General features: G+C 60.6%; 24 protein-coding genes. 17 read left to right on the plus strand and 7 right to left on the minus strand.

Features of this window, described 5'->3' with window-relative positions; all coding sequences use genetic code 11:
• Positions 1 to 53 precede the first annotated feature (53 nt).
• The 4 genes from CWR53_RS09240 to CWR53_RS09250 all read left to right on the plus strand — a co-directional run bounded on the left by CWR53_RS09240 (position 54) and on the right by CWR53_RS09250 (position 3,238).
• Complete coding sequence (locus tag CWR53_RS09240) at positions 54 to 287, plus strand: PLDc N-terminal domain-containing protein (RefSeq protein ID WP_058605221.1); 234 nt, start codon at positions 54 to 56, stop codon at positions 285 to 287.
• Positions 288 to 296: 9 nt separating this feature from the next.
• Entirely contained in the window at positions 297 to 461 is a 165-nt protein-coding gene (locus CWR53_RS22945) for a hypothetical protein (RefSeq protein ID WP_181405473.1), read from the plus strand.
• 111 nt (positions 462 to 572) lie between these two features.
• Entirely contained in the window at positions 573 to 1,097 is a 525-nt protein-coding gene (locus tag CWR53_RS09245; RefSeq protein ID WP_023536033.1) for a hypothetical protein, read from the plus strand.
• Positions 1,098 to 1,204: 107 nt separating this feature from the next.
• Positions 1,205 to 3,238 (plus strand): PAS domain-containing sensor histidine kinase, encoded by a 2,034-nt coding sequence (locus tag CWR53_RS09250; protein WP_100851318.1) that lies wholly within the window; start codon positions 1,205 to 1,207, stop codon positions 3,236 to 3,238.
• 54 nt (positions 3,239 to 3,292) lie between these two features.
• On the opposite strand, the gene CWR53_RS09255 is transcribed toward CWR53_RS09250, so the two are convergent.
• The 3 genes from CWR53_RS09255 to CWR53_RS09265 form a co-directional block, all read right to left on the minus strand.
• Entirely contained in the window at positions 3,293 to 4,498 is a 1,206-nt protein-coding gene (locus tag CWR53_RS09255) for a zinc-dependent alcohol dehydrogenase (protein WP_100851319.1), read from the minus strand.
• A 102-nt stretch (positions 4,499 to 4,600) separates the two neighbouring features.
• Positions 4,601 to 5,773 (minus strand): PAS domain-containing sensor histidine kinase, encoded by a 1,173-nt coding sequence (locus tag CWR53_RS09260; protein ID WP_058605224.1) that lies wholly within the window; start codon positions 5,771 to 5,773, stop codon positions 4,601 to 4,603.
• Positions 5,770 to 6,579 carry an alpha/beta fold hydrolase gene (locus CWR53_RS09265; protein WP_100851320.1) on the minus strand — a complete coding sequence of 270 codons (810 nt, stop codon included), beginning with the start codon at positions 6,577 to 6,579 and terminating at the stop codon, positions 5,770 to 5,772. The genes CWR53_RS09260 and CWR53_RS09265 overlap by 4 nt, the downstream gene beginning before the upstream one ends.
• Before the next feature lie 226 nt (positions 6,580 to 6,805).
• On the opposite strand from CWR53_RS09265, the gene CWR53_RS09270 reads away from it, so the two are divergent.
• Together CWR53_RS09270 and CWR53_RS09275 are read left to right on the plus strand one after the other, a co-directional pair.
• Positions 6,806 to 8,404: a hybrid sensor histidine kinase/response regulator gene (locus tag CWR53_RS09270; protein ID WP_058605226.1), complete on the plus strand. Its 1,599-nt coding sequence runs from the start codon at positions 6,806 to 6,808 to the stop codon at positions 8,402 to 8,404.
• Between the two features lie 84 nt (positions 8,405 to 8,488).
• Complete coding sequence (locus CWR53_RS09275) at positions 8,489 to 8,728, plus strand: hypothetical protein (protein ID WP_100851321.1); 240 nt, start codon at positions 8,489 to 8,491, stop codon at positions 8,726 to 8,728.
• A gap of 79 nt (positions 8,729 to 8,807) precedes the next feature.
• Here CWR53_RS09275 and CWR53_RS09280 read toward each other — a convergent pair whose 3' ends face one another.
• Positions 8,808 to 9,215 carry a response regulator gene (locus CWR53_RS09280; RefSeq protein WP_100851322.1) on the minus strand — a complete coding sequence of 136 codons (408 nt, stop codon included), beginning with the start codon at positions 9,213 to 9,215 and terminating at the stop codon, positions 8,808 to 8,810.
• 161 nt (positions 9,216 to 9,376) lie between these two features.
• A complete protein-coding gene (locus CWR53_RS09285) occupies positions 9,377 to 10,072 on the minus strand; it encodes a type 1 glutamine amidotransferase domain-containing protein (protein WP_058605229.1) in 696 nt (231 codons plus the stop codon).
• 229 nt (positions 10,073 to 10,301) lie between these two features.
• On the opposite strand from CWR53_RS09285, the gene pstS reads away from it, so the two are divergent.
• From pstS to nahK, 11 genes are all read left to right on the plus strand, one after another.
• Positions 10,302 to 11,333, plus strand: a complete 1,032-nt coding sequence (gene pstS, locus CWR53_RS09290; protein WP_100851323.1) for a phosphate ABC transporter substrate-binding protein PstS — start codon at positions 10,302 to 10,304, stop codon at positions 11,331 to 11,333.
• A gap of 65 nt (positions 11,334 to 11,398) precedes the next feature.
• Complete coding sequence (gene pstC / locus CWR53_RS09295; RefSeq protein WP_100851324.1) at positions 11,399 to 12,364, plus strand: phosphate ABC transporter permease subunit PstC; 966 nt, start codon at positions 11,399 to 11,401, stop codon at positions 12,362 to 12,364.
• Complete coding sequence (gene pstA, locus CWR53_RS09300; protein WP_058605232.1) at positions 12,364 to 13,257, plus strand: phosphate ABC transporter permease PstA; 894 nt, start codon at positions 12,364 to 12,366, stop codon at positions 13,255 to 13,257. Before pstC ends, pstA begins: the two co-directional genes overlap by 1 nt.
• 72 nt (positions 13,258 to 13,329) lie before the next feature.
• Complete coding sequence (pstB, locus tag CWR53_RS09305; protein WP_042139286.1) at positions 13,330 to 14,091, plus strand: phosphate ABC transporter ATP-binding protein PstB; 762 nt, start codon at positions 13,330 to 13,332, stop codon at positions 14,089 to 14,091.
• Between the two features lie 88 nt (positions 14,092 to 14,179).
• The gene (locus tag CWR53_RS09310) at positions 14,180 to 14,872 is read left to right on the plus strand and encodes a hypothetical protein (protein ID WP_058605233.1); all 693 of its coding nucleotides are present in this window, start codon (positions 14,180 to 14,182) and stop codon (positions 14,870 to 14,872) included.
• Positions 14,869 to 15,468, plus strand: a complete 600-nt coding sequence (locus tag CWR53_RS09315; protein WP_100851325.1) for a hypothetical protein — start codon at positions 14,869 to 14,871, stop codon at positions 15,466 to 15,468. Before CWR53_RS09310 ends, CWR53_RS09315 begins: the two co-directional genes overlap by 4 nt.
• Positions 15,469 to 15,727: 259 nt before the next feature.
• Positions 15,728 to 16,918 (plus strand): porin, encoded by a 1,191-nt coding sequence (locus tag CWR53_RS09320; protein ID WP_100851326.1) that lies wholly within the window; start codon positions 15,728 to 15,730, stop codon positions 16,916 to 16,918.
• A 298-nt stretch (positions 16,919 to 17,216) separates the two neighbouring features.
• Positions 17,217 to 18,533 carry a type II toxin-antitoxin system HipA family toxin gene (locus CWR53_RS09325; protein WP_100851327.1) on the plus strand — a complete coding sequence of 439 codons (1,317 nt, stop codon included), beginning with the start codon at positions 17,217 to 17,219 and terminating at the stop codon, positions 18,531 to 18,533.
• The gene (locus CWR53_RS09330; RefSeq protein WP_100851328.1) at positions 18,530 to 18,967 is read left to right on the plus strand and encodes a helix-turn-helix domain-containing protein; all 438 of its coding nucleotides are present in this window, start codon (positions 18,530 to 18,532) and stop codon (positions 18,965 to 18,967) included. The genes CWR53_RS09325 and CWR53_RS09330 overlap by 4 nt, the downstream gene beginning before the upstream one ends.
• 326 nt (positions 18,968 to 19,293) lie before the next feature.
• Complete coding sequence (nosP, locus tag CWR53_RS09335) at positions 19,294 to 20,457, plus strand: nitric oxide-sensing protein NosP (protein ID WP_058605237.1); 1,164 nt, start codon at positions 19,294 to 19,296, stop codon at positions 20,455 to 20,457.
• Positions 20,387 to 23,041 (plus strand): hybrid sensor histidine kinase/response regulator NahK/ErcS', encoded by a 2,655-nt coding sequence (nahK, locus tag CWR53_RS09340; protein ID WP_100851329.1) that lies wholly within the window; start codon positions 20,387 to 20,389, stop codon positions 23,039 to 23,041. Before nosP ends, nahK begins: the two co-directional genes overlap by 71 nt.
• On the opposite strand, the gene CWR53_RS09345 is transcribed toward nahK, so the two are convergent.
• Positions 23,030 to 23,692 (minus strand): response regulator transcription factor, encoded by a 663-nt coding sequence (locus CWR53_RS09345; protein WP_078478721.1) that lies wholly within the window; start codon positions 23,690 to 23,692, stop codon positions 23,030 to 23,032. The genes nahK and CWR53_RS09345 overlap by 12 nt on opposite strands.
• Positions 23,693 to 23,748: 56 nt before the next feature.
• The gene (locus CWR53_RS09350; RefSeq protein WP_058637254.1) at positions 23,749 to 24,309 is read right to left on the minus strand and encodes a PQQ-dependent catabolism-associated CXXCW motif protein; all 561 of its coding nucleotides are present in this window, start codon (positions 24,307 to 24,309) and stop codon (positions 23,749 to 23,751) included.
• Between the last annotated feature and the right edge of the window lie 87 nt (positions 24,310 to 24,396).

The following is a 24,396-nucleotide window of genomic DNA, read 5'->3' on the forward strand; positions in this document are numbered from 1 at the left end:
CCCAGGCTTCCTTTTTAAAGAAGGTTGAAAAACCGATAAAAGGGAGAGCGGTTATGAACGAGCCTGTGACGTACTTCTGGATCGCTGTGGCGGTTCTGGTCCTACTGGTAGACCTGTGGGCTATCGTCAGTGTGTTTCGTAGCGACAAGACCGATGCCACAAAGGCAGCCTGGGCGCTATTGCTCTTGGCGCTGCCCGTGGCGGGTCTGGCCATCTGGGGGATTTGGGGGCCGCGTGGCATCAAGCGCGGCACCGGACCGTCTTCCCCTGAACATAGCAAAGGCTGAGGTGTCTTCATGAGCACATCGAATGGGCATGACGCCAAGCGCGTTGAGCAAGCGCGCACCACGGGCGAAAAAGAGCGAGACAACGACGCTCAGCGCCCAGACGGGTCTACGGGCACCGAGCACGACACTACGGCGCAGAAGACCGCCAGGGATGTACCGGCGCACAAGCCGTAAATCAGTGCTCAGCTAACCTCGCTACATCGCGCGATGTCTACGGCCGCCAAGCGCCGTTGACGAGCGCGTGGGCACTCGCCCTGCCCGTGGATAATTTCTAGGAGCTGTACTGTGCCACGTATTATCACTCCAGCCACCCCGGAGCACGAAATCCAGGAGCATAACGCCCGCATGTTCGGCTCGCCCAAGGAGCGGCTGGACTTCTACCGACAGGAGATCCAGTACGAGACGAGCATCCTCGCCAACCGCACGGATGCTTACCTGGCCGCCCAGTCCTTTTTGGTGATTGCCTATGCATCAGCCATGGGCAATACCAATCAGAGCTGGGGCGAAATGTTCACGCTCGTGGTACCGCCCTTTTTGGCGTTGCTTGGCGTGCTCAGTTCACTGAACGCCTGGCCAGGTATTCACGCCGCCTACAAGATCATCGAGCATTGGCAACTCAAGCAAAGTCATCTGCTGCGAAGCGAACCCATGATGGGGCTGGCTTATGACGAATCGCCATTATTTAGCGAAACCGAGACTTCCCAGGCCGGCCATCGAAAGTCCTTGCTGTTCTCGCTGCGTACACCCTGGATTTTCCTCGTATGCTGGGTATTGCTCGGGTCATACGCCATATTTATTCAATTGGCGTGAAGACCAGACCTTCCAACTCTTGTGCGTGAGGCTCATCATAGGCGTCTTTTGCGCATAGTAACGTGCCTGTAGCCGATGCTTGTTTTCAGGAAGTTCGAGGTCGATCGATGAATCAACGTACCGCTGGTGTCGCTACCAGTGGCCAGGATGATGCCGCGCTAACCGCGGAACGGTTGCAGCTTGCGCTGGATGCGGGTGCGATCATCGGCACATGGGTGTGGGATATACCCAATGACAGGGTGACGGCCGATGAGCGATTCTCGCATTCGTTTGGTTTGCCGCTGGCCAGATGCCTGACAGGTATGCCACTGGCGGAAGCATTTGCCTCCATCTATCCCGATGACCGTGAACGCGTCGCGCAAGCCATCCAGGCGGCCATGGCCCTGGGCGGTCCGTTTCGCTGTGAATACCGGGTCCGCCAGGACGATGGCTGCTATCGCTGGGTTGAAGCCAACGGTCGGGTCGAACTCGATGAGCAGGGCGTTGCGGTGCGCTTTCCGGGCGTGCTGATGAACATCGAGTCGCGTCGCAAGGCCCAGGCCGAACGCGACCGTATGTCCGCGTTGCTGCGTACCTTCACTGCCGCGGTCCCCGGCGTTGTATATGCCAAGGACCTGGAAGGGCGCATGCTGGTGGCCAACCATGGCGCCACGCAGCTGATCGGCAAGCCGCCTGAGTTTTACCTGGGCAAGACCGACCTTGAGTTCCTAGAGGATAAGGATCAGGCCAGGCAGGTGATGGAAACCGATCAGCGTGTGATGGCCGGCGGGACGGCCGTTCAGGTCGAAGAGCGGGTGGACATGCCAGACGGCTCGGCCACGTATTGGCTATCGGTCAAGGCGCCGCTGCTCAGTGACGAAGGGGAGGTGATCGGCCTGGTTGGCTCTTCGATCGACGTCACCGCCCGCCGGCAGGCAGAAGAGCAACTACTTGAGCTTAACCGGACACTTGAGGCGCGTATCGCCCAGGCGGTAGCTGAACGGGAGGAGGCTGAAGCCGCCTTGCGCCAGGCACAGAAAATGGAAGCAGTAGGGCAGTTGACTGGGGGCATTGCCCATGACTTCAACAACTTGTTGGCGGGCATCTCGGGCAGTCTTGATCTGATCAGGTCTCGCTTGGCACAGGGTCGTCTTGAGGATGTGGAACGTTACATGACCGTGGCCTACGGGGCTACTCGCAAGGCCGCCGCGTTGACGCACCGACTTTTGGCGTTTGCAAGGCGCCAAACCCTGGTGCCTGTGCAGACCGATGTCCATGCGCTGATCGATGGCATGGCTGAGCTTGTGCGCCGCACGGTAGGCCCCTGCGTGAAGCTGGAGGTCCAGTTGTCCGCTTCGTTGCACACCTGCCTGGTCGATCCCGCCCAGCTCGAAAATGCCTTGCTGAACCTGTGCATCAATGCGCGCGATGCCATGGACGGGAACGGCCGGATTTGCATTCAAACGGCGGACCAGTACATCGACGGTGATGCAGACCCGGAGATCGCGTCGGGCGATTACCTGAGCATTTGCGTCACCGATGATGGCATTGGTATGGATGTCGAGACGCTCTCCAGGGCATTCGAGCCGTTCTTCACCACCAAGCCGCTGGGTGCAGGGACCGGCCTGGGCCTCTCGATGGTGTACGGTTTCGCCCGTCAGACCGGCGGGCATGTGCATATCGATTCGGTACCGGGGCAAGGAACTCGGGTGTTTATGCAACTACCCAGTCACGGTGGGCCTGCCCGAGTGGTCAGCGACAGCGTTGCCCCTGTGGTGAGTCATCGGGCGCGGCCGGGTGAAACGGTATTGGTGGTGGACGATGAAGCGTCAGTTCGCCTGTATGTCAGTGAAACGCTCAGTGGTATGGGCTACGTCGTCATCGAAGCAGCCGACAGCCTGGCAGGCTTGCAATTGCTGCGCTCGGACACTCGAATCGACCTGTTGATCACCGATGTGGGACTACCTGGCGGGCTGGACGGCAGGAAGATGGTGGACGTTGCCAGGGGAACAAGGCCGCGGCTACCGGTGTTGTTCATCACCGGATACGCACCGCCCGCGCCTGGGCAGCAAAGCTGGCCTGCCCACGGCGGCATGGTGCTGAGCAAGCCGTTTGATCAACAGACGCTGGTCAAGGCCCTGATCACCCTGATGCACCCTTGAGGTCTGGCCTGGCCCACTGGCAGTGGGCCAGGCCCTGACAAGGCTCGGTGCCGCTTAGATCGCTACTTCAGGCGCCAATGTCCCCGCTGCCGCACCAGGCACCAGAATCACCTTGCGGCAATCATCCTTTTTCTGATCGAACATCTTGTAGCCCATCGCCGCTTCCTCGAGCGCCAAGCGATGCGTCACGATCAATTCAGGTTGCAGCCGACCGGCCTCGATGTGCTCGAGCAGTTCTGGCAAGAACTTCTGCACATGGGTCTGGCCCATCTTGAAGGTCAGGCCCTTGTCGAACGCGTCGCCGAAGAGAAAACCATGAATGAACCCGGCATACACACCAGGGACGCTGACCACGCCGCCGCGCCGCACGGCAGCAATGCATTGACGCAACGCCTTGCCACTGCTGCCTTCGATCTTGAGGGCTGTCATGACGGTTTCGGTGGTGCTGCCCTTGGCCTCGAAGCCCACTGCATCGATGACTGCATCGACGCCGCGCATGCCTGGGGTCAGCCGAATGATGCTGTCGGCAGGGTCATCGTCCTGCTCGAAATTGATTGGCACTACCCCATAGGCGTCACGGGCAAACGTCAGGCGGTAGTCGTTGTCATCGACCAGGAAAATGGTGTGGGCGCCCAGCATGCGGGCGCATGCCGCGCTCAACAGGCCGACGGGGCCCGCACCGTAGATAGCTACTGTCGACCCCTGGCCCACTTGCGCGTTGGTCACCGCCTGCCAGGCGGTGGGCAGAATATCCGACAAGAACAGCACCTTGTCGTCAGACAGCGAGGTCGGCACCTTGAAGGGGCCTACATTGGCCTTGGGTACCCGTACATAGTCCGCCTGGCCACCCGGAATGCCACCATACAAATGGCTGTAGCCGAACAACGCTGCACCGGGTGGAATGACTTTCTTGTTGATGATGGCGCCGCGGCCGGTATTGGTCGTCTCGCAGGCGGCAAACAAGTCGTGCTGGCAGAAGAAACAGCCGCCGCAGGCGATCACGAACGGAATCACCACGCGGTCGCCAACTTGCACATTGGTCACCGCGCGGCCGACGTCCTCGACGACCCCCATGAACTCGTGGCCAAAAATGTCGCCGTGTTCGGTTTGTGGGATCTTGCCGTGATACAGATGCAGGTCAGACCCGCAGATAGCGGTAGCCGTGACTCTCAGAATGATGTCGTCAGCCTCTTGCAGGATGGGGTCCGGAACCGTGTCGACCCTTACATCCTGTGCACCGTGGTACGTCAATGCTCTCATGGTTCAACTCCTGCGAAGGCGGGTGTGCTATGCAGGTGAAACCACAAGGTAAGCAAAAGTTCAGGTCGAAAGCTTGACCGGTGTATGCCGGACCGTCCTTGTTCAGGCTGCCAGTAACGGCAGGCGTATCGTGAAGGTGGTACCAAGTGCGGCGTCCGAATCGACGGTGATATCGCCACCATGGGCCAGGGTGATCTCGCTCACGATAAATAACCCCAACCCGACAGAGCGTACCGAGTCGGCATGGTCCGTGCCCCGGGTCATGGGCGCAAACAGGGACGTAAGCAAGGTGTCGGGAATGCAAGGGCCATGGTTGTGTACGCTGACCACGGCGCCATGCTCATGAAGGTCAGTGGTAATGGTAACGGGGTGAGCGAGGTCACCATAGGCCACGCTGTTGGCCACCAGATTGCCAATCATCTGCTGCACGCGATCCGGGTCCAGTGCAAGTTGCCCTTTGCCTTTGCAAAGGTGACGAATGCGCGCCTGGGCGAAGGCGACTCTCAATTCGTTTACGCTCTGATCGACCGTTGAACACAGGTCTATCGGTTGGCGGCGGATGGTAATGCCTTGGCCAATTCTGACCGAGGCAAAGTCGAGCAGGTCAGCGATCATGCGCCTGGCGCGTTCCGAGGAATGGCTGATACTGCCCAGCAGGCGTCTTTCCTTGTCCCTGTGCTCGCCGCGTTCGAGCAACTGCGTAGCCATCTTGATCGCGGTCAGCGGGTTTTTCAGGTCATGGCTGGCGATGGCGACCATCTGCTCGGCAAAGGCTGCACGTCGTTGGGCGCTCTGGTAGGCGTCGGCCAGTTCAGCCTTGGCCTGCTGCAATGCAGCTTCGGCCTCAGTGGTCTGCGCCAGCAATTGCTCTGCTCGGCGCCGGGCGGTAAGCAATTCACGCTCGTAGCGATCACGCTCGATGGTGCCGAACAGTGCCAGTTCGTGGAACACGCCGTGGGCATATTGACGGCGCACGCCATTGAGCAACATGGTGATGACGTGACCGGCGCGGTGCCGGACCTCGAGCTTCACCTCGGCCACCGAACCCTGCATTTTCATCAGTGGCGCCCAATGGGTCTGATGGAAGATGCGTCCGCCCATGGTCAACAGCTCCTGAAACCTGCACTGCGTCAGGTCCTCGGGCGCGTAGCCCAACCATTTGCAGAAGGTCTGGTTGGCCTTAACGATCATCCCCGTCTCAGTGGTGACCACCAGGCCGCAGGGTGCCCCTTCGAACAACGATTCGACAGCCGGTATCTCACCCGCGCCAGTCATGGTCCCGGTGCCCAGGGTTGCAGGAAAGCATCCATGGCCTGGGAACAGGCTGTAGGGGCACTCATGTGCGGGCAATGGCCGATGTTGTCGATCAGGCACAGCGTGCTGTTGGGTAGCACTGCATTGAGGTACTGGCCCACGGAAACCGGGGCGATAAGATCGTCGATGGATTGGAGAATCAGTACAGGTGTAGGCAAGCCTTGCACATCCAGCCGGTTGTCAGACAGGAACGTGACACGTGCGAACTGCCGCGCGATGTCTGGATTGGTGCGGCAGAAGCTGTTGGTCAGCTCCTCGCTCAGCATCGGCTGGCCGGGCGCCCCCATGATCACCGGCGCCATGGTGCTCGACCAGCCCAGGTAATTGCTGTCCAGGGTTTCAAGCAGTTCGTGGATATCCTGATGCGTGAAACCGCCAATGTAATCACCATCGTCGATATAGCACGGGGAAGGACCCACCATCACATGGGCCGCAATGCGACCCGGTTGCTGCCTGTCCGCCAGTGCGCCAATCATGGCGCTGACCGAGTGGCCGACCAGAATCACGGTGCCTTGGCCATATTCGGTGATTATCTCGTTCAGATCCGTCGCATAACCTGCCAAGGAGTCATAGCGAACGCGATCATAGGCAGTCAGGTCCGACTGCCCGGCGCCGACCAGATCGTAGGTCACGGTGCGAAAGCGCGCTTGAAAATGCGGTAAAAGGTACTTCCACATCGATTGATCGCAGCCAAAACCGTGGGAGAAGATCAACGTGACAGGGCCTGCGCCCGCAATGCGCACGTTGTTACGCTTAGATAAGGTCATGGCTTTCCAAGAGGCTGTGCAGCATCCGTGGCAGGGTGGGTAGGGCATGCTTGGCCATCGTCGGCAGTTCACGCTACCGCTTAACAGCAAGCGTAGGCTCTAGATGACGAATCGACATTGGCCATTGAACAATAGTTTCGTAAGCAGCCCCTGTTGGTGGAGCAATTTGCCGCTTGGCGTTGTCAAGAAGTGACCAGTTGCACCATTGCCCAATCAGGAGAGTCACGTGACGGACAAGAAGGCCCGCGTCAGCAATCAGGCGACCGGAGACATATCCAACCTGCCGCACGACATGTTCTTCGCTGCCGTTCAAACGACGCGTATGCCCATGATCGTGACCGATCCCAGCCGCGACGACAATCCTATCATCTTTGCCAATCGCGCGTTTCTGGAAATGACCGGCTATGAAGCCGGTGAGATCATTGGGCGAAATTGTCGTTTCCTGCAGGGCCCGGAAACCGAGCGGACAGTGGTCGACGCCATCCGTGAGGCGATCGAGAAGCGCGTGGACATCGCCACCGAAGTGCTCAATTACCGCAAAGACGGCTCCAGTTTCTGGAATGCGCTGTTCATCTCGCCGATTTTCAACGAGCGTGGCGACCTGATCTACTTCTTCGCCTCGCAGCTGGATGTCAGCCGTCGTCGCGATGCCGAGGATGCACTGCGTCAGGCGCAGAAGATGGAAGCCCTGGGTCAGCTGACAGGCGGCATCGCCCACGACTTCAATAACCTGCTGCAAGTGATGGGCGGCTACATGGGCCTGGTGGCCAGCGAGACCGACAAGGCGCAGCCTGACCTGAGCCGCATTCGCCGAAGCGTCGGGCACGCGCAAACGGCGGTCGATCGTGCCAGCACCCTCACCAAACAGTTGCTGGCCTTTGCCCGCAAGCAGAAATTGCACGGTCGGGTGCTTAACCTCAATCATCTTCTCGATGACGTTGTCCCTATCATCGAGCGCACCTTCGGTGCCGAGGTGACGGTCGAATACGACTTGGAAGAGCACTTGCGCAACTGTCGCATCGATCCGACCCAGGCCGAAGTGGCGCTGTTGAACATCTTCATGAATGCCCGAGACGCCTTGATCGGCCGCAAGCGGCCTTATGTATTGATCGAAACGCGAAACGTGCATGTAAGCGATATCAATCTGTCCTTCGACGGCCTGTTGCCGGGCAGTTACGTGAGCATCTCCATTACCGACAACGGCATCGGCATGCCTGCCAGCATTCGAGATCGTGTCATGGACCCTTTCTTCACCACCAAGGAGGAGGGCAAGGGTTCAGGGCTTGGGCTGTCCATGGTGTACGGGTTCGCGCGTCAGTCCGGTGGTGCGGCCCGGATCTACACCGAAGAGGGCGAAGGCACCACGCTGCGCTTGTATTTCCCGGTGGACGAAGCCAGCCCGATTCAGGAAAAGCCCGTGAAGCTGGTTGAACGCAGTTCCGGCACCGAGAGGATTCTCATCGTCGAAGACCGCCCGGACGTCGCGGAGCTGGCCAAGATGGTGCTGGAAAACTATGGCTACGACGCCGACATGGTGCTCAACGCTCGCGAAGCGCTCAAACTGATCGAAGCAGGTGAGCGCTATGACTTGTTGTTCACCGACCTGATCATGCCCGGGGGCATGAATGGGGTGATGCTGGCGCGAGAGGTGCGCCGTTTGCAGCCGCAGATCAAGGTGCTGCTCACCACCGGCTACGCGGAAAACTCGATTGAACGCACCGACATCGGCGGCTCTGAATTCGATGTGATTTCCAAGCCCTGCCAGCCCCATGATCTGGCACGTCGTGTGCGGCAGGTACTCGATGGTCATACGGGCATTGTGTGAGGCTGGCGCGGTTGAACACCAATCGAAGTGAACCATCGGTTGCTCCCTGGGCTCGATTGAAAAAGCGAGCACAGGGAGACTGGCATGACGGCATTCATTGAGCAGCCTACTAACGACCTGATGCACTTGGAGGCGATCAACCGCTGGTTCTCGACCTTTGATGATCACGCGTTACGCAACGCATGCCCCAGTGCCTACCGCGAGGAATTGCTGCGCCAAGCAGACGAGATGAAACGTCTCGAACTGATCGCTTGGCACCAGTGGCGGGATCTTCGACAACTGGTTGACAGGTCATTGCAGCGGGCAGCGGAGGTCATCCGCTGAAAAGGCTCGATAGCGCTAGAGGGATACTCACTTCACAAGGCCGGCGGCATGCGGCCGATCCGACCTTACTGAACCAGAATCAAGCCGCTGGCTGCGCCCGCAGCGACGCTGAACGCGCAAGCTGATCACTGATCACGCCAATGAAATGATCCAGGGTCCAGGGCTTGGGCAGGAACACGGCGCCAGAGGGTAGGGCGTGGCTTGAAGGGTCGTGATAACCACTCATGACCACGATGCGAGTGTCAGGCTGCGACTGGCCGACCTGATAGGCCAACTCCAGGCCGTTGACCGCGCCAGGGGTGCGGACATCGGTCAGGAGCATCGAAAATGCAGAGCGCGAGGTAATTTCCAGACCTTCTTGTGCTGTTTCCACGCTGGTTACCGCTACGCCCAGATCCTCAAGGGCGATGGCGATCAGCTCACGGATGATAGGTTCGTCCTCAACCAGCAGAACGGTCGGACAGCTGGGGAATTCGCACGTTTTCATGGCAATACTCTGGCTCTGCGCACGCTGAATAAAGGGAACATCCGATGTAGGCTTGCAGCCAGAGGTGCAAGCGATAGCTGTGCGCTACCGGTATGACCTCGGGCTGTAGCAAAAAATTCCTTCGCGTAGCAGTTGCCTTTGTCGCTGCGCAAAACCAGGGATCAGGCGCCGGGTTCCTGGGCTAACCGTTTCAGCAATGCTTTGGCAGTTGCCTCTGACGAAGCCGGGTTTTGACCTGTGATCAAATGCCCATCCTCGACCACATGGCTTGCCCAGTCTTCGGCCTTGGCGTAGTGCGCGCCATGGCCACGCAGCATGTCCTCCACCAGAAACGGAACGACTTCAGTCAGGCCCACGGCTTGCTCTTCACTATTAGTGAAGCCGGTGACCTTTTTGCCCTTGACGACAGGGTGACCGTCAGGCGCTTTGACGTTCTTCAGAACGCCCGGTGCGTGGCATACTGCTGCGATGGGCTTGTTGGAGGCATAAAAGGCCTGCAGCAGAACGATCGAGTCCTGGTTTTCGGCCAGATCCCACAGCGGGCCGTGGCCGCCTGGATAGAACACGGCGTCGAAATCATAGGGGTCGATTTCGCCAAGGGGTACGGTATCGGCCAGGGCAGCCTGGCCTTCGGTGTCTTTGGCGAAGCGTCGAGTGGCCTCGGTCTGGGCATCGTCTTCGTCACTTTTCGGGTCCAGCGGCGGCTGGCCGCCCTTTGGCGAGGCGAGCGTGACGTCGGCTCCGGCATCCACGAATGCGTAATAAGGTGCCGCGAACTCTTCCAGCCAGAAGCCGGTTTTCTTGCCGGTGTCACCCAGTTGATCGTGGGACGTCAACACCATCAGGATCTTCTTCATGCAGGTCTGTCCTCCAGCTCGGGATGTGCGGGCTGCTGCCCTGATAAAAGGTGTGAGTGCGGCAAACGGTCAGCGTTCCATGGAGGTGAGCGTCAGGCTTGCCGACGCTACGGTTCAACGGGGCGTAGGACATGGCCTGGCGTGGGTAAGGGCTCGGTGCCATGCGGCGGTCACAAAGCTGTAACACAGCTGATGCAAAGTGTGCCGGCCATCACACGGAGCGCTTTCAATGATACGCCTGATGAAGTCTGCTGCACTCGCCGTCGCGGTCTCCCTTTGCGCCACATCGGCTTCGATCGCCGCAGAAAACATTCGCCTAACCGGTTCCGGGGCCAGCTTCCCCGCACCCATCTACCTGACCTGGTTCAAGGACTTCAGCAAGAAATCCGAGGGTGTGACCGTCGACTACCAGTCCAAGGGCAGCGGCGCCGGGGTGCAGGATTTTCTGAACAGGACCGTTGACTTTGCTGCCAGCGACTCGGCCATGAGCGAGGCCGACATGGCCAAGGTGAGCGAGGGTGTACAGCTGCTGCCCATGACCGCCGGCGAGATCGTGCTGGCCTACAACCTGCCAGGCAACCCCAAAGGGCTCAAGCTGCCGCGCGAGGTGTACTCCAACATCTTCCTTGGCAACATCACACGCTGGAACGACCCGCAAATCGCAGCCGCAAACCCCGAGCTCAAGCTGCCCGACACCCCCATCACCGTCGTGGTGCGTGCCGACTCCAGCGGCACGACAGCGGTGTTCACCAAGCACCTGTCGGCCATCAATGCCGACTTCAAGCAAGAACTGGGTGAGGGCAATACCGTCAACTGGCCGGCTACTGACAAGTTCATCAAGTCACCGAAAAACGATGGCGTGACCGCCACCGTACGCCAGACCCCAGGCGCCATCGGCTACATCGAGTACGGTTTTGCCAAGCTGGCCAAGGTGGACTTCGCCCAATTGCAGAACAAGGCTGGGCAGTACGTGGTGCCCAATGCCGAAAGCGGCGCCGAGGCTCTGGCCGCCGTGAACATGCCGGAAAACCTGGTGGCCTGGCTGCCTGATCCGGACGGCGCCAAGTCCTACCCCATCACCTCCTACACCTGGATGATCTTCCGCAAGGACAATGGCAACCCCGCCAAGGCCAAGGCCATGCGCGACATGGTCGAGTACAGCCTCACCGAAGGGCAGAAGATCGCCGACTCGATGGGCTACATCCCGCTGCCGCCCTCGGTGGTCGAGCAAGTGCGCAAAGCCTCCGCCAACATCAAGTGATACCGGCGTCCCCGGCGTGCGCCTGACACGCCGGGGGTGTCAGCACCCTGTCCCGGAACCTGCCAATGAACACACCTTTCGACCTACCGGATAACCCCGACTCCGCCTGCCGGCCGCCGTCTGCCAAGGACGTGCTGGTGGACCGCACCTTCCGTGCGCTGGCCCGCATTGGGGTTGTGCTGGTACTGGCACTGGTCTTCGCACTGGTTTACGAAGTGGGGCGCAAGGCCTTGCCCGGCATCGAGAAGCATGGCTTCGATGTGTTGTTGGGCAGCGTCTGGGACGTCAACCAAGGCAAGTACGGCATTCTTCCGGCCATCTGGGGGACGCTGTACAGCGCATTCATCGCCTTGCTGATCGCCGGTTTCTTCGGCGTCAGCATGGCCATCTTTCTGACCCAGGATTTCCTGCCGGCCAGGCTCGCGGCAGTCTTTCGCACCATTGTCGAGCTGCTGGCCGCTATCCCGAGCGTGGTGTACGGGCTGTGGGGCATCTATGTGGTGATTCCAGCCATACGGCCACTGACCACATGGCTCAACAGCGAGCTGGGCTGGATCCCGTTCTTTGGCACGTCCCTGAGCGGCCCGGGGTTGCTGCCGGCAGCCTTGGTGCTGGCGATCATGATTCTGCCGACCATCGCCGCCGTCTCCCAGGACGCGTTGACCAGTGTGCCGATGAAAACCAAGCAAGCCGCCTACGGCATGGGCACGACGCACTGGGAGGCGATTCTCAAGGTCATGGTGCCCTCGGCCGCGACCGGCATCTTTGGCTCGCTGGTGCTGGGCCTGGGCCGCGCCCTAGGGGAGACCATGGCCCTGGCGATGCTGGTGGGCAACGCCAACACCATCTCCCTGTCACTGTTCGCGCCGGCCAATACCCTGGCAGCGCTGCTGGCATTGAACTTCCCCGAAGCCGGGCCGAATGAGGTGCAAGTGCTGATGTACGCCGCCCTGGTGCTGATGTTCATCACCCTGCTGGTGAACGTATTGGGCTCGATGATCATGCTCTACGCGCAACGAGGTAACCGCTGATGACCGATCTCTCCACGCCCGTAGCCGCGCTGCCAAGCCTGCAGCGCAAGCTCGAAGGACGGGCGCTGCGCAGCGTACTGCTGACCACATTGGCCTGGCTCGCCGCGCTGGTGGCCAGCGTGCCCCTGATTTCGGTGTTGTACATGCTCATCACCCGTGGTGGCGCACGGCTGAACCTGGAAGTGTTCACCGAGCTGCCGCCAACTGGCTTCGAAATGGGGGGCGGCTTCGGCAACGCCATGGCCGGTACCCTGGTCATGGTCGGCATTGCAGCGGCCATCGCTGTGCCGGTGGGCATCCTGGCCGCCGTGTTCCTGGCCGAGCTTGGGCCTGACAGCAAGCTGGCCAACGCCGCACGTTTCGCTGCCAGGATGCTGACCGGCTTGCCGTCCATCCTGGCCGGCGTGTTCGCCTATGCCCTGGTGGTGATGACCACCGGGACCTACTCGGCGCCGGCGGGCGGCGTGGCGTTGGCCGTCCTGATGCTGCCAATCGTGGTCCTGACCGCCGAGGAGGCCATGAAGATGGTGCCCAAGATCATGAAGGACGCCGCCTACGGCATGGGCTGTACCCGGGCCCAGGTGATCTGGAAGATCGTGCTGCCCACCGGCCTGCCAGCCATCCTGACCGGCGTCATGCTGGCCGTGGCCCGGGCGGCCGGCGAAACCGCGCCGCTGCTGTTCACCGCGTTGTTCAGCAACTACTGGATCTACCACGATGGCAGCCTGGCGGTGATGAACCCGACCGCTTCGCTGGCGGTGCTGATCTACAACTTCTCCGGCATGCCGTTCGACAACCAGTTGGAGCTCGCCTGGGCGGCATCGCTGGTTCTGGTAATGATCGTGCTGGTCATCAACATTCTGAGCCGAGTATTCGGCAAGCCCAAGTACTGATAGGGAGCATTCGACGTGAACGTATCCACCGCCCAAAGAGCCGCTCCCCTGGCCAGCGAAACCCCCATCGTCATGGATTGCAAGCTGGACAAGATCTTCTACGGCAACTTCATGGCCGTGCGCGACAGCCACGTGCCGATCCGCAAGAACGAGATCACTGGCTTCATCGGCCCGTCCGGTTGTGGCAAAAGCACCGTGCTGCGCAGCCTCAACCGCATGAACGACTTGGTCAAGGGCTTTCGCTTCGAAGGCCATGTGCACTTTCTGGGGCAGGACGTCTACGGCAAAGGGGTCGATCCAGTCGTGGTACGTCGCTACATCGGCATGGTGTTCCAGCAACCCAACCCGTTCTCGATGAGCATTTTCGACAACGTGGCCTTCGGTCTGCGCCTGAACCGCTACAAAGGCGACATCGGCGACCGGGTCAAGCATGCCCTGCAAGGCGCTGCGTTGTGGGATGAAGTGAAGGACAAGCTCAAGGTCAGTGGCCTGTCCCTGTCCGGTGGCCAGCAGCAGCGCTTGTGCATTGCCCGGGCCATCGCCACCGAGCCCGAAGTGTTGTTGCTCGATGAACCCTGTTCGGCCCTGGACCCGATCGCGACCCGGCGGGTGGAGGAGCTGATGGTGGAGTTGAAAAAGGATTACACCATTGCGCTGGTGACCCACAACATGCAGCAGGCCATTCGCGTGGCCGACACTACGGCGTTCTTTTCGGTCGACATTTCCCAAGGCACCCGCACGGGCTATCTGGTAGAGATGGGTCCCACCACCCAGATCTTCCAAGACCCTCGTGAACAGCTGACCGCCGACTACATCAGTGGCAAGTTCAGCTAACCCTCGCTTGAGAACGCCCGCGCGCCAGTGCCAGGACGGCCGAGGCTCGCGGTTGCCTTTACTCGAATACCGTAATCAGGGATATCCGATGCCAGCGACACCCCGCCTGGATCTCAATGCCGTCGAGCATGCCCTGCGCCAAGTGCAGGCGCATTTTGCCGAGCTCAGCCGCCACTTCACCGAGCCTCGCGACCCGTTCACGGACGAGGTGCTGTGCAACGTGCTGGAGGGCTACGCGCTGGTCGATCACTATGTGGCGCGCGGCATCGACCTGTTTCACCTGCAGCAGGTGAACCTGATGCTGGAAATCAATGCCACCGTGCTCTGTGGCAGCGACGCCGCCCGTCGCGAGGAGTTCGCCGCGCACCTGGCCGCTACCGAAGCCCATTTTTTCAACAACGTCGAAGGCGGCATCAAGGACTTGTACAACTGGTACTGCGGTTATGGCAGCGATTCGGTATGGAAGCGGGCTGCCGGTGTATACGTGCGCATCCTCAGCAAGCCGCAGCTGTTCATCGAAGGCAATAACCGTACCGGCTCGCTGATCGTCAGCTATCTGCTGATGCGTGCAGGCTTGCCGCCATTTGTGCTGTCGCTCGAGAACGCCGAAGGCTACTTCAATCCTTCGTCAGTCATCCGCAACTCGGCCAAGCATGGCGTCAAGGCGCTGTACGAGCTGCCCAAGATCAAGAAAAAGTACGCCGCGTTCCTGGAAGCCCATGCACCGGCGCCCAACACGTTTTTCCTGCCAACCCCCTTGCGCGAGAGGAGCCTTCGATGAGTCGCGGATCAGCCTGGCAGCGCTGCCGAGCGGTGCTCGACAGCGCTACACGTCAAGCCCAAGTGCGCATCTCGTTCGACATCGACGATACCTTGGCCTGCCTGCCCGAACACGCCGAAGCCGAGCCGAATCGGCTGCCGAGCTTCGTCCACCGCTGGTTGGGCGAGCCCCTGCGCAGCGGTACTCGCGAACTGATCGGCGACCTGCGCCGCCAGGGTTGCAGCGTGTGGATCTACACATCCTCCGGGCGCACGCCGGCCTATATCCGCCGCTGGTTGCTGCTGTACGGTATCCGTGTCGATGGCGTGGTCAACAGCGACCGCCATCAGCATATGCTGGGCCAGCGGGGGCTGGTCAATTCCCCTTCCAAGCTGCCTTCGGCGTTCGACATCGACCTGCATGTGGACGACTCCGACGGTGTACGGCTCGAGGGGCTCGAACATGGTTTTCGCGTGGTAGTGGTGTGCCCCAAGGACGACCAATGGGCGCAGAAGGTCAAGCAAGCGGCTACCGATGTTCAGGCCATGCTGGCTTGGCAGCAACCTCATCGCTTTAGCACAGCACGTGCGCAGCGCGGATCGATGCTCGCTTCCTGACCCGACAGAGGCCAGGCAGGCTACAGCTGGTAGGCGTTCCCGTTCATACGCTTGGCTACCTGCCTGCCGGTCTTCGGTGTCCATCATTGATGCGTAAGCCCTAGGTCGCACGACCCGGCACAGCCCGTAGCGGTCCCAAACCACCGGGCCTTGCACGCCCTTCGCAAGCAGGCTCAAGACTGCGCCAAAGCAGCGTTTCTGACCGCTACCCACCTTTCGATAATCGCCTCCGACACTCTGTCCCCGTTTGGAGCGCGCCATGCACAACAACAAAAACAAGTCTCTGCCGCCTCGGTACCTGGCAGTTGCCATCGCCAGCCTTGCGGCTGTCAGCCTGAGTTCCCTGGCGCAGGCCGAGATCATGCTGTACGACCAGAATCAGACCACCTTTTCCACCGACGGCTATATCAACGCGTTCTACGTCAACAGTAAGGTCGACCGTGAAGGTGAACAATTCGACCGCCACCAGTCCCGGGTGAAAATGGGTTTCCTGCCCAATTACCTGGGTTTCAACATGGGCAAGCAGGTCAATGACCTGAAGCTCGGTGCCCGTGCTTCGTTCTGGGTCACCATCAACGACAGCGAAAGCAACGGTACCGACACGGCCATCGATGTCCGGCAGTTCTACGGCACCGTAGCCAACCCCGAATGGGGCGAGGTGCTCATCGGCAAGGACTTCGGGCTGTTCGCCCGTTCGAACATCCTGCTCGACGAGTTGCTCGCCGGTTACGGCCAGGTCAGTGACACGCTGGGTCTTGTCGATGGCGGTGGGGTGTCGTTTGGCAACATCGGTAGCGGCTATCCATACCCGTTCCCGACCTCGCAGATCACCTACCGTACCCCGGTCATGGAGGGCCTGCGGATCGCCGTGGGGATCATGGACCCGGTCGACACCAACGACAGCAGCCCCACGGGCAAGGCCTACCAGAAAAACCCCCGCACCGAGTCCGAGATCACGTACCAGTTCGACTTGGCAGGCGCACAGATCTACAGCTGGCTAAACGGCAGCTACCAGACTTCCGACAACACCGATGATTCGGTGCGATCAGTCACTTCCAAGGGCCTTGGCTACGGCGTACAAGCCAAGCTGGGCGGGCTGTCCCTGACTGGGTCCGGTTTCCAGGCCAAGGGCATCAACCCGTTCTTCACCAACAATGCGGGCGAGCCGGTGTTGCGCAACGTGGACAGCGAAGGCTACCTGCTGCAAGCCTCTTACAAGGTGGGCAAGAACCGGGTTGCGCTTTCCTACGGCAAAACCAAGGACGACGGCAACGGCGCGGTAGGCAGTGGTGCCGATTATGAAACCCGCGGGGTGGCGCTGTTCCATGACATAAACGACAACCTCAAGCTGGTGGCCGAGTACAATCAGTTTTCCATTGAGGGCCATGACACCCGCGCGCAGAACGAAGACACCGATACCTTCGCCGTGGGTGCGGTGCTGACCTGGTAGCGATCTGGCGCAGGCCTGGCGTTCGGGCGGTATTCGAAACCTTCAGGGTCAGGCTCCTGATGGCAGGGCAGCGCCACGGCTCGAATGACGCTGGCGTGAATGACAACGTTGATGCTTATTCGCATGCCGAACGCTTTCCAAGCGTTAGGACCGCTACTGCGTTCATCCGGCAAGCCGCTACAACCAGCAGTCCAGTGCCGATTTAGGCGTGACTTACCCAATTAATCGGCATTTTTTTGCTGATTGATGTCCTGCATATTATCCTAACCAGCATTACAGTGCTGATTAGGAGGTAGCCATGCCGCTTAGGCTCGTTATCCAAGCTTTTTATGAGGGTACCTGGACCGATGCGGCTACGCTCACGGTTGAGAACCCCGCCCATGTTGCTGAGGGTGCGAGCCTGGTTGCGTATGACGACGACTACATCATCGCAAACTTCGATCGCATGGAAGATCGTTGTGAGCGGGCGCTGAGCGTTAATCTCCCATTGAACTGGGAGCACCACCACGGTAAAGGCTATCCGGCATTTCTGTACGACATCATTCCCTCTGGCGCTGCCAAGAATGCTCTTGAATCGCGCTACGCGCGCTCCAAACCCGAAGGGATGGAAATGGGGCTGTACCTCTTGAAGCGCTTCACGCCGGCCCCTGTTGGCCATCTGCGCATCAAGGAGTCGATAGAGGATCTGAAGCCGGGTCGACAAGAGGCTTTCGCGCGTCTTGAAGTCGTGAATAGGACGAATGAGTTTTTAGAGTACGCCTTTGAAACCGGTGCGGCGTTGGGTGGCGCTACCGGTGCCAACGGGCAAGCCCCCAAGCTGCTTATGACTCAAGCCCACGACGGTGCGCTGTACGCTGATGCAATGCTTGCCGATGATCAGGCGCGCCACCACTGGCTGATCAAGTTCGCGCGCAATAGAGGGAGCGAGCGCGATAACGATATCCTGCGCACAGAGTTTCACTATTACAACGCGGTGGCGGCGCTCGGACTTGATACGGTTCCCACTGAGGGCTTGATGCTCGAGGAGGCAGTCAAGCCCAGCCTGTGGATGCCGCGCTTCGATCGCCGAGTCGTGCACGGCGTAGTGGAGCGGGTGCCGCTTGAGTCGGTGTACTCAATCTGCGGCATTACCGGTTACGGACAGGTGATGGCCCATACTGAAGTCGTTCGCCGATTGGTGGAACTGTGGACTCACAACGGCCAGCGGGATGAGGTGGAGGACCTGGTGTTCGAGTACGCACGGCGCGATCTGCTCAATCGCATTCTGGGCAATACCGACAACCATGGCCGAAACATTTCCATCATCCGTGAAGGGGGAAAGTTTCGTTTGGCCCCGATCTATGATCTCGCACCAATGATACTTGATGAAGAGGGCGTCACGCGAACGACGAAGTGGGCGGCCGAGCGCAAGGGCTCCTCAAACTGGAGGGACAATTGTGCTGAACTAGCCGGTTACACCGATCCCGATGTACTGCTGCAACGGTTGATGGATGCGGCTGATGGCTTCAGGGCGTTGCCCGATCTGCTGACAGGCGTCCCTGAGTCGGTACGCAATGCAGCCCCGTTGCCGGTGAATGACCTGGACAAACGACTCGCGCAGTGGGGATTGAGATGAAAAAACTGAAGCCTGAGCAGCGTGCTCAGCTTGTGGAGGAAATTGCCCAGCGCAACGCCGCGGGGCTTGATTCGATCGGAACATCAATTCGTCGCCTGCGGCTCGAAGTGACCGGTCTGGACCAAGAGACCTTTGCCACAATGTGCAAGATGTCCACGAAAAGTTTGTATGAGCTCGAAAGTGGCAAATCGAACCCTAAACTCGGCACTGTGGAAGCTGTACTGCGCCTGTTTGGGCTGCGGATGGGTATGGTGATCGGTACCAAAGCCAATCTCTCGCGTATGGCGGTTAGCGATAATCCAAAAATAAAGGTAGGGCAGTCGACTGCAGCTGCCACTGACTGGGTGACTGATCCTTCGTCACTGAACCCTGTAAGCGCAGATGCGGGGCCGAAAAGAGGGAAAAGCCCTGCGGCAGTTAAGCGAGGCAGGTAGGTATCGCCAAGATCACCCGAACGCGATGACGGGCAATCAGAGAGTGATTGGCGGTGAATGTAGAAGGTGCTCTGGAGGTCGCCGGGATCATTTCCTGATCACGAGTGGCGTTTGGTCAATGCAGCGCGCTGGGCTGGGCGCTTGGGCAGTGCAGCTACCCGATATTTCGGATCACCAGGGCCGCCACCCGCCTCCAGCAAGCGCGGCGTATGCCACTCGCTCACGACTACGCCCAACGAAGCGTGCACCCGCGACCCAAGTAGCATTCGAACCCCAGCCCACGCTTCGTACACTCAGCGCTCAGCCAGCCCTTGCCGGAGATCCCGATGCAGCAGGCACATAACGAGGGCGTGGTGAGCGCCATGTCCCAGGCCAGCGATGCACGCGTGGCGGCACAGGAGCTGGCGCGGCAACTGCTGCATCCGCATTTGGGCTTCGTGCTGTTCTTCTGCACCGCCGAGTACGACCTGCAGGCCCTGGGCCAGGCCCTTGAACAAAGCTTTGGCGGCATACCGTTGGTAGGGTGCACCAGTGCAGGGGAGATCACACCGCTGGGCTATGGGCGTAGTTGCGTGACGGCCGTGGGATTTGATCATCGGCACTTTTCCATCGCCACCGAACTGATCGACGAGATGGACCGTTTCAGCCTGATCGACGCCCAGCAGATGGTCGAACGACTGGTCGGCAGCTGTCGTGGGAATGCCCTGGCCCAAATCAAGGGGCACAGCTTTGCATTGACCTTGCTCGATGGCTTGTCCAGCCGTGAAGAGACGGTGCTGGCGGCCCTGAGCGCAGCGTTGGGCGATATCCCGCATTTTGGTGGCTCGGCCGGGGACGACAACTACCTGACCCAGACCCACGTCTTCTACGGCGGGGCGTTTCACCACGGTGCTGCCGTGGTGGTGCTGGTCAATACCTGGCTGGACTTCGAAGTGTTCACCACCCACCACCTTGAGCCACGGCAGGAAAAACTGGTGGTCACCGGCGCCGACAGCGCCCAGCGGCGGGTCTACGAGCTCAATGCCGAGCCTGCTGCCGAAGAATATGCACGCCATATCGGGGTGCCGGTCAGCGCCCTGGACCACAGGCTGTTTGCCGCCCACCCCCTGGCCGTGCGCATGCACGATCGGTACTACGTGCGGGCCATCCAGCAGGTACATGCCGACCTGAGCCTGAGCTTTTACTGTGCGGTAGAGAACGGGATCGTGCTCACGCCCATGACGCCTGGCCCGTTGCTGCCGAACCTGCAGGATTTGTTCGATGGCCTGCAGCAGCGCCTGGGTCCGCTGTTGCTCACCATCGGTTGCGACTGCTTTCTGCGCCGCCTGGAGCTTGAGACCCAGCAAGGTCTTGAAGCGGTGGGTGATTTTCTGCGTGAGCAGCGGGTGATGGGCTTCAACACCTATGGAGAACAGTTCAATGGCATGCACATCAACCAGACCTTCACCGGGGTCGCCATTGCCCGCAACCGAACCCGCCCCGGCCAGTGAGGTGCAGGCCGAACTGGCGCAACTTCGCTACGAAAACCGCAAGCTGCAGCGGATCAACGCCGCGCTGATCGAGCGCATCGAGTCGGGGGTGACGCGGGGCAGCGACCCCTATGCGGCGTTTCAGCATTCGGTGGTGCTGGCCGAGCAGGTGCGCGAGCGCACTGACGCGTTGAACCAGGCCATGGCCGAACTCAAGGCGGGCAACCAGCTGCTCAGCGAGGCGCGTCTGCGCGCCGAAACCGCGCACCAGCACCTGATCGATGCCATCGAAAGTATCTCCGACGCATTCATCCTGTTCGACCGAAACCTGCGCATGGTGCTGTGCAACAGCCGCTTCAAGGCCTTCTGGGAAAACCGCCGCGTGCGCATCATTCCCGGCATGCGCCTGGCCGAAGTGCGCAGGCTGATGACCAGCAGCGGGTTGTTCAGCGAGGAGCCGCGCAGCCCGACCGACGAACACCTGTTGTACCGACAGCACAACGGGCGCTGGCTGCAGGTCAATGAGCGGCCCACCTGCGAGGGTGGCCGGGTGATCCTGTTCACCGACATCACCGAGGTCAAACTCAGCGAAACCCTGCGCCGGGAACAGGCTGTGGCGCAGAAATCGCACCTGTTGCAGCGGGCGGTGGACAATTTGTCCCAGGGCGTGGCCATGGTCAACGCGGACGGTGTGCTGGAGTTGTGGAACCGCCGGTTCCTGGAGCTGAGCGGGCTGGCTCCGGTTGCCGCCCACCGTCCCTTCGCCGACGTGATCGCCGACAGCGAGCTGCGTTTGCTCACCCCCGAAAGCCGCGACGACAGCGGCCGTGTCGTGCACGAGTGCGAGCAACGCCTGTTCGACGGGCGCATGCTGGAGATCCGCACGCATCCACTGCCCACTGGCGGATTCGTCAACACCTTTACCGACATCACCGAACGCTACCTGCATGCCGAGGCCCTGAGCGAAAGCGAGCGCTGGATTCGCTTGATCACGGACCATGTGCCGGCGCTGATCGCTTACCTGAACGCCGACCTGGTGTATGAGTTCACCAACAAGGTCTATGAGCAGTGGTACTGCTGGCCCAGTGGGCTGATGCTGGGCCAGAGCCTGCGCCAGGCCCATAGCGAACAGCATTACCAGCGCCTGGAAGCCTACGTGGCGCAGGCGCTGGCAGGGGAGAGCGTTACGTTCGAATTCCCGGAAACCAACATCAGCGGACAGGAGCGCCACATGCTGCGCTCCTATGTGCCAAACCGGCTGGCCTCTGGCGAGGTGGTGGGTATCTTCGTGTTGATCCGTGACATCACCGAACGGCGCAACACCGCCCAGGCGTTGCACCAGGCTTATCAGCACCTGGAGCTGCGGGTCAGGGAACGTACGGCCGAGTTGACCAGCCTCAACGAACAATTGCTGAGGGAAATCGAGGAGCGGCGACGTGCCGAGGCGCGCTTGCGCGAGGCCAAGCATGAGGCTGACCAGGCCAACCTGTCCAAGACCAAGTTCCTCGCCGCGGTCAGCCATGACCTGCTGCAGCCCCTGAACGCGGCGCGCTTGTTCACCAGCGCCTTGCTCGAGCGCCGTGATCCGCAGGCCAGTGCACAGCTGGTGCGTAACGTCAGCAACTCCCTGGAAGACGTCGAGAACCTGCTGGGAACGCTGGTGGACATCTCAAAGCTCGATGCCGGTGTCATCACCGCCGACGTGGCACCCTTCGCCCTGGCGGAGCTGATGGACAACCTGGCAGCAGAATATGCCCAGGTCGCCCGCAGCGAAGGGCTGGCCCTGCACTTCATAGGCTGCTCGGTCGTGGTGCGCAGCGATATCCAACTGCTGGCGCGCATTCTGCGCAACCTGCTCAGCAACGCCATTCGCTACACCCCAAGCGGACGCGTGGTGCTGGGCTGTCGCCGCCAGCCGGGTCGCGTGCGCATCGAGGTGTGGGACACCGGTATCGGCATCGCCGAGGAGCACCTGGAGGAAATGTTCCAGGAATTCAAGCGTGGCGCCGTGCAGCGGCCGGATCAGGACCGCGGCCTGGGCCTGGGGCTTGCCATCGTCGAGAAGATTGCGGGCATCCTCGGCCACCGTATCGCCGTGCGCTCCCGGCCCGGCAAGGGGTCGGTATTCAGTGTGGAAGTGCCATTGAGCACCACCGCCCCGATTGCCAGGGCCCAGCATGCCGTGTGCGAGTCGATGCTCGAGTGCCTGCGCGGGGCCCGGGTGTGGGTGCTGGACAATGACGCTGCCATCTGTGCCGGCATGCGCACGTTGCTAGAAGGCTGGGGCTGTTGCGTGATCACGGCACTGTCGGAGCAGGACCTGGCCCGCCAGGTGGACAACTACCACGCCGATGCCGACCTGCTGATTGCCGACTATCACCTCGACGACGATTGCAATGGGGTCGATGCCGTTGCACGCATCAATGCCCGCCGCGCCAAGGCGCTGCCGGCGCTGATGATCACCGCCAACTACAGCAACGAACTCAAGCAGCAGATCCGCGAGCGAGGCCATACGCTGATGCACAAGCCCGTACGACCCATGAAGCTCAAGACTGCCATGAGCCACTTGCTGGCCACCCGGGCCCCTAACGGATCAGCGTCGTAGGTAGTCAGCGAAGTCGATGTCGCCGGCACTGAGGATGGCTTGTACCCGGTTGTGCACGTTCAGCTTGCGCAGGATGGCCGAGACGTGGGCCTTGACCGTGGTTTCGGCGATGTCCAAGGCATAGGCGATCTGTTTGTTCGATTCGCCCTTGGTCATGCGCTCGAGCACCAGCAACTGCTTGCGGGTCAGGGCCTGGAGCATTTCCGGCGGGAAACTTGGGGCATCGCTCAAGCGGCGGCTACTGCTTTTCTGCGCGCGGATGATATCCGGCGGCAGGTACACATTGCCGTTGAGGATCTGCTCGATCGCTTCGATCATCTGCGCGCGCGGCGAGGACTTGGTGATGAAGCCCACCGCACCATAGGTGATGGCTTGCAGCACGATCTGCTTTTCCTGCTCGGCAGAGACGATCACCACCGGGGTGGTGGGTGCCTCGTTGCGCAAGGTGATCAGCCCGTTCAGGCCATGCATGCCTGGCATGTTCAGGTCGAGCAGGATCAGGTCCAGGTCGTCATGGTCCTTGGTCAGCGTCAGCGCGCTGTCAAGGTCAGCGGTTTCCATGATTTCACTGCCCTGGAACCCGTCGCTGATGACGTTGTGGATCGCTTCGCGAAACAGCGGGTGATCGTCGGCGATCAAGATTTTGTACATGGCCTATTCACCTTGTTCTTGTTTGAATGATTGAGCGCGCAGGGGCAAGGGCCCGGTCAGGGAAACGGTGCTGGCTGGGCCGCCTGCACGGGCAGGTTGGCCTGTTGCCAGGCGTCGAGCCCGTCGCGGTACCAGTAGAGGTTGGTGTAGCCCAGGTGTGCTGCGCGTTTTACCGCGTTCCAGCTCAACCAGCAATCGGCCCGGCAGTAGAAAACGACGGGGTACTGAGGCTCGCCCCCTGTGGCCAGACGCAGGTGATGCTCGAAGTAACGTTGCCAGTCTGGGCTGAGCACGCCGTCTCCGGTGTTGGGCAGCCACAGGCTACCGGGCAGGTTGGCATGGGGTTCATCTTCGATGAAGCGTTCATGCAGCCACTGACGGCGGTAAACGTCAATCAGGACAGGCGCCGGATGGCCCCGCATCATCGCCTGCAGTGCGGCAGTGTCTATCACCCTGCCACCTTCGACCTGCGGTGGGGTCGGGCTGCGGTACAGCGTGGCGCGGTAGCCATCTGGCGTGAACGTCGGTGGGGTGTCGGCCTGGGCATGGCCCAGCAGAAGGCTCAGCGAGGCGGCGGCCAGCAAACGCAGGGGCAGCCTTTGGAGGGCACGTGGCATGGTCTGTTCCTTCTTGTTATAGGCGCATTACATGCCAGTGCCGTGGCTTTGTGAATGCGACCATAGACACCCTGGGCAGTACCAAAG

The organism is Pseudomonas sp. SGAir0191, assembly GCF_002812565.2.
Lineage (GTDB): Bacteria > Pseudomonadota > Gammaproteobacteria > Pseudomonadales > Pseudomonadaceae > Aquipseudomonas > Aquipseudomonas parafulva_B.

Excerpts from the sequence above, each read along its gene's own strand:
- CWR53_RS09240 (WP_058605221.1), top strand. The coding sequence starts at position 54 with ATGAACGAGCCTGTGACGTACTTCTGGATCGCTGTGGCGGTTCTGGTC.
- CWR53_RS22945 (WP_181405473.1), top strand. The coding sequence starts at position 297 with ATGAGCACATCGAATGGGCATGACGCCAAGCGCGTTGAGCAAGCGCGC.
- CWR53_RS09250 (WP_100851318.1), top strand. The coding sequence starts at position 1,205 with ATGAATCAACGTACCGCTGGTGTCGCTACCAGTGGCCAGGATGATGCC.
- CWR53_RS09255 (WP_100851319.1), bottom strand. The coding sequence starts at position 4,498 with ATGAGAGCATTGACGTACCACGGTGCACAGGATGTAAGGGTCGACACG.
- CWR53_RS09260 (WP_058605224.1), bottom strand. The coding sequence starts at position 5,773 with ATGACTGGCGCGGGTGAGATACCGGCTGTCGAATCGTTGTTCGAAGGG.
- CWR53_RS09265 (WP_100851320.1), bottom strand. The coding sequence starts at position 6,579 with ATGACCTTATCTAAGCGTAACAACGTGCGCATTGCGGGCGCAGGCCCT.
- CWR53_RS09275 (WP_100851321.1), top strand. The coding sequence starts at position 8,489 with ATGACGGCATTCATTGAGCAGCCTACTAACGACCTGATGCACTTGGAG.
- CWR53_RS09280 (WP_100851322.1), bottom strand. The coding sequence starts at position 9,215 with ATGAAAACGTGCGAATTCCCCAGCTGTCCGACCGTTCTGCTGGTTGAG.
- CWR53_RS09285 (WP_058605229.1), bottom strand. The coding sequence starts at position 10,072 with ATGAAGAAGATCCTGATGGTGTTGACGTCCCACGATCAACTGGGTGAC.
- pstS (WP_100851323.1), top strand. The coding sequence starts at position 10,302 with ATGATACGCCTGATGAAGTCTGCTGCACTCGCCGTCGCGGTCTCCCTT.
- pstC (WP_100851324.1), top strand. The coding sequence starts at position 11,399 with ATGAACACACCTTTCGACCTACCGGATAACCCCGACTCCGCCTGCCGG.
- pstA (WP_058605232.1), top strand. The coding sequence starts at position 12,364 with ATGACCGATCTCTCCACGCCCGTAGCCGCGCTGCCAAGCCTGCAGCGC.
- pstB (WP_042139286.1), top strand. The coding sequence starts at position 13,330 with ATGGATTGCAAGCTGGACAAGATCTTCTACGGCAACTTCATGGCCGTG.
- CWR53_RS09310 (WP_058605233.1), top strand. The coding sequence starts at position 14,180 with ATGCCAGCGACACCCCGCCTGGATCTCAATGCCGTCGAGCATGCCCTG.
- CWR53_RS09315 (WP_100851325.1), top strand. The coding sequence starts at position 14,869 with ATGAGTCGCGGATCAGCCTGGCAGCGCTGCCGAGCGGTGCTCGACAGC.
- CWR53_RS09320 (WP_100851326.1), top strand. The coding sequence starts at position 15,728 with ATGCACAACAACAAAAACAAGTCTCTGCCGCCTCGGTACCTGGCAGTT.
- CWR53_RS09325 (WP_100851327.1), top strand. The coding sequence starts at position 17,217 with ATGCCGCTTAGGCTCGTTATCCAAGCTTTTTATGAGGGTACCTGGACC.
- CWR53_RS09330 (WP_100851328.1), top strand. The coding sequence starts at position 18,530 with ATGAAAAAACTGAAGCCTGAGCAGCGTGCTCAGCTTGTGGAGGAAATT.
- nosP (WP_058605237.1), top strand. The coding sequence starts at position 19,294 with ATGCAGCAGGCACATAACGAGGGCGTGGTGAGCGCCATGTCCCAGGCC.
- nahK (WP_100851329.1), top strand. The coding sequence starts at position 20,387 with ATGGCATGCACATCAACCAGACCTTCACCGGGGTCGCCATTGCCCGCA.
- CWR53_RS09345 (WP_078478721.1), bottom strand. The coding sequence starts at position 23,692 with ATGTACAAAATCTTGATCGCCGACGATCACCCGCTGTTTCGCGAAGCG.
- CWR53_RS09350 (WP_058637254.1), bottom strand. The coding sequence starts at position 24,309 with ATGCCACGTGCCCTCCAAAGGCTGCCCCTGCGTTTGCTGGCCGCCGCC.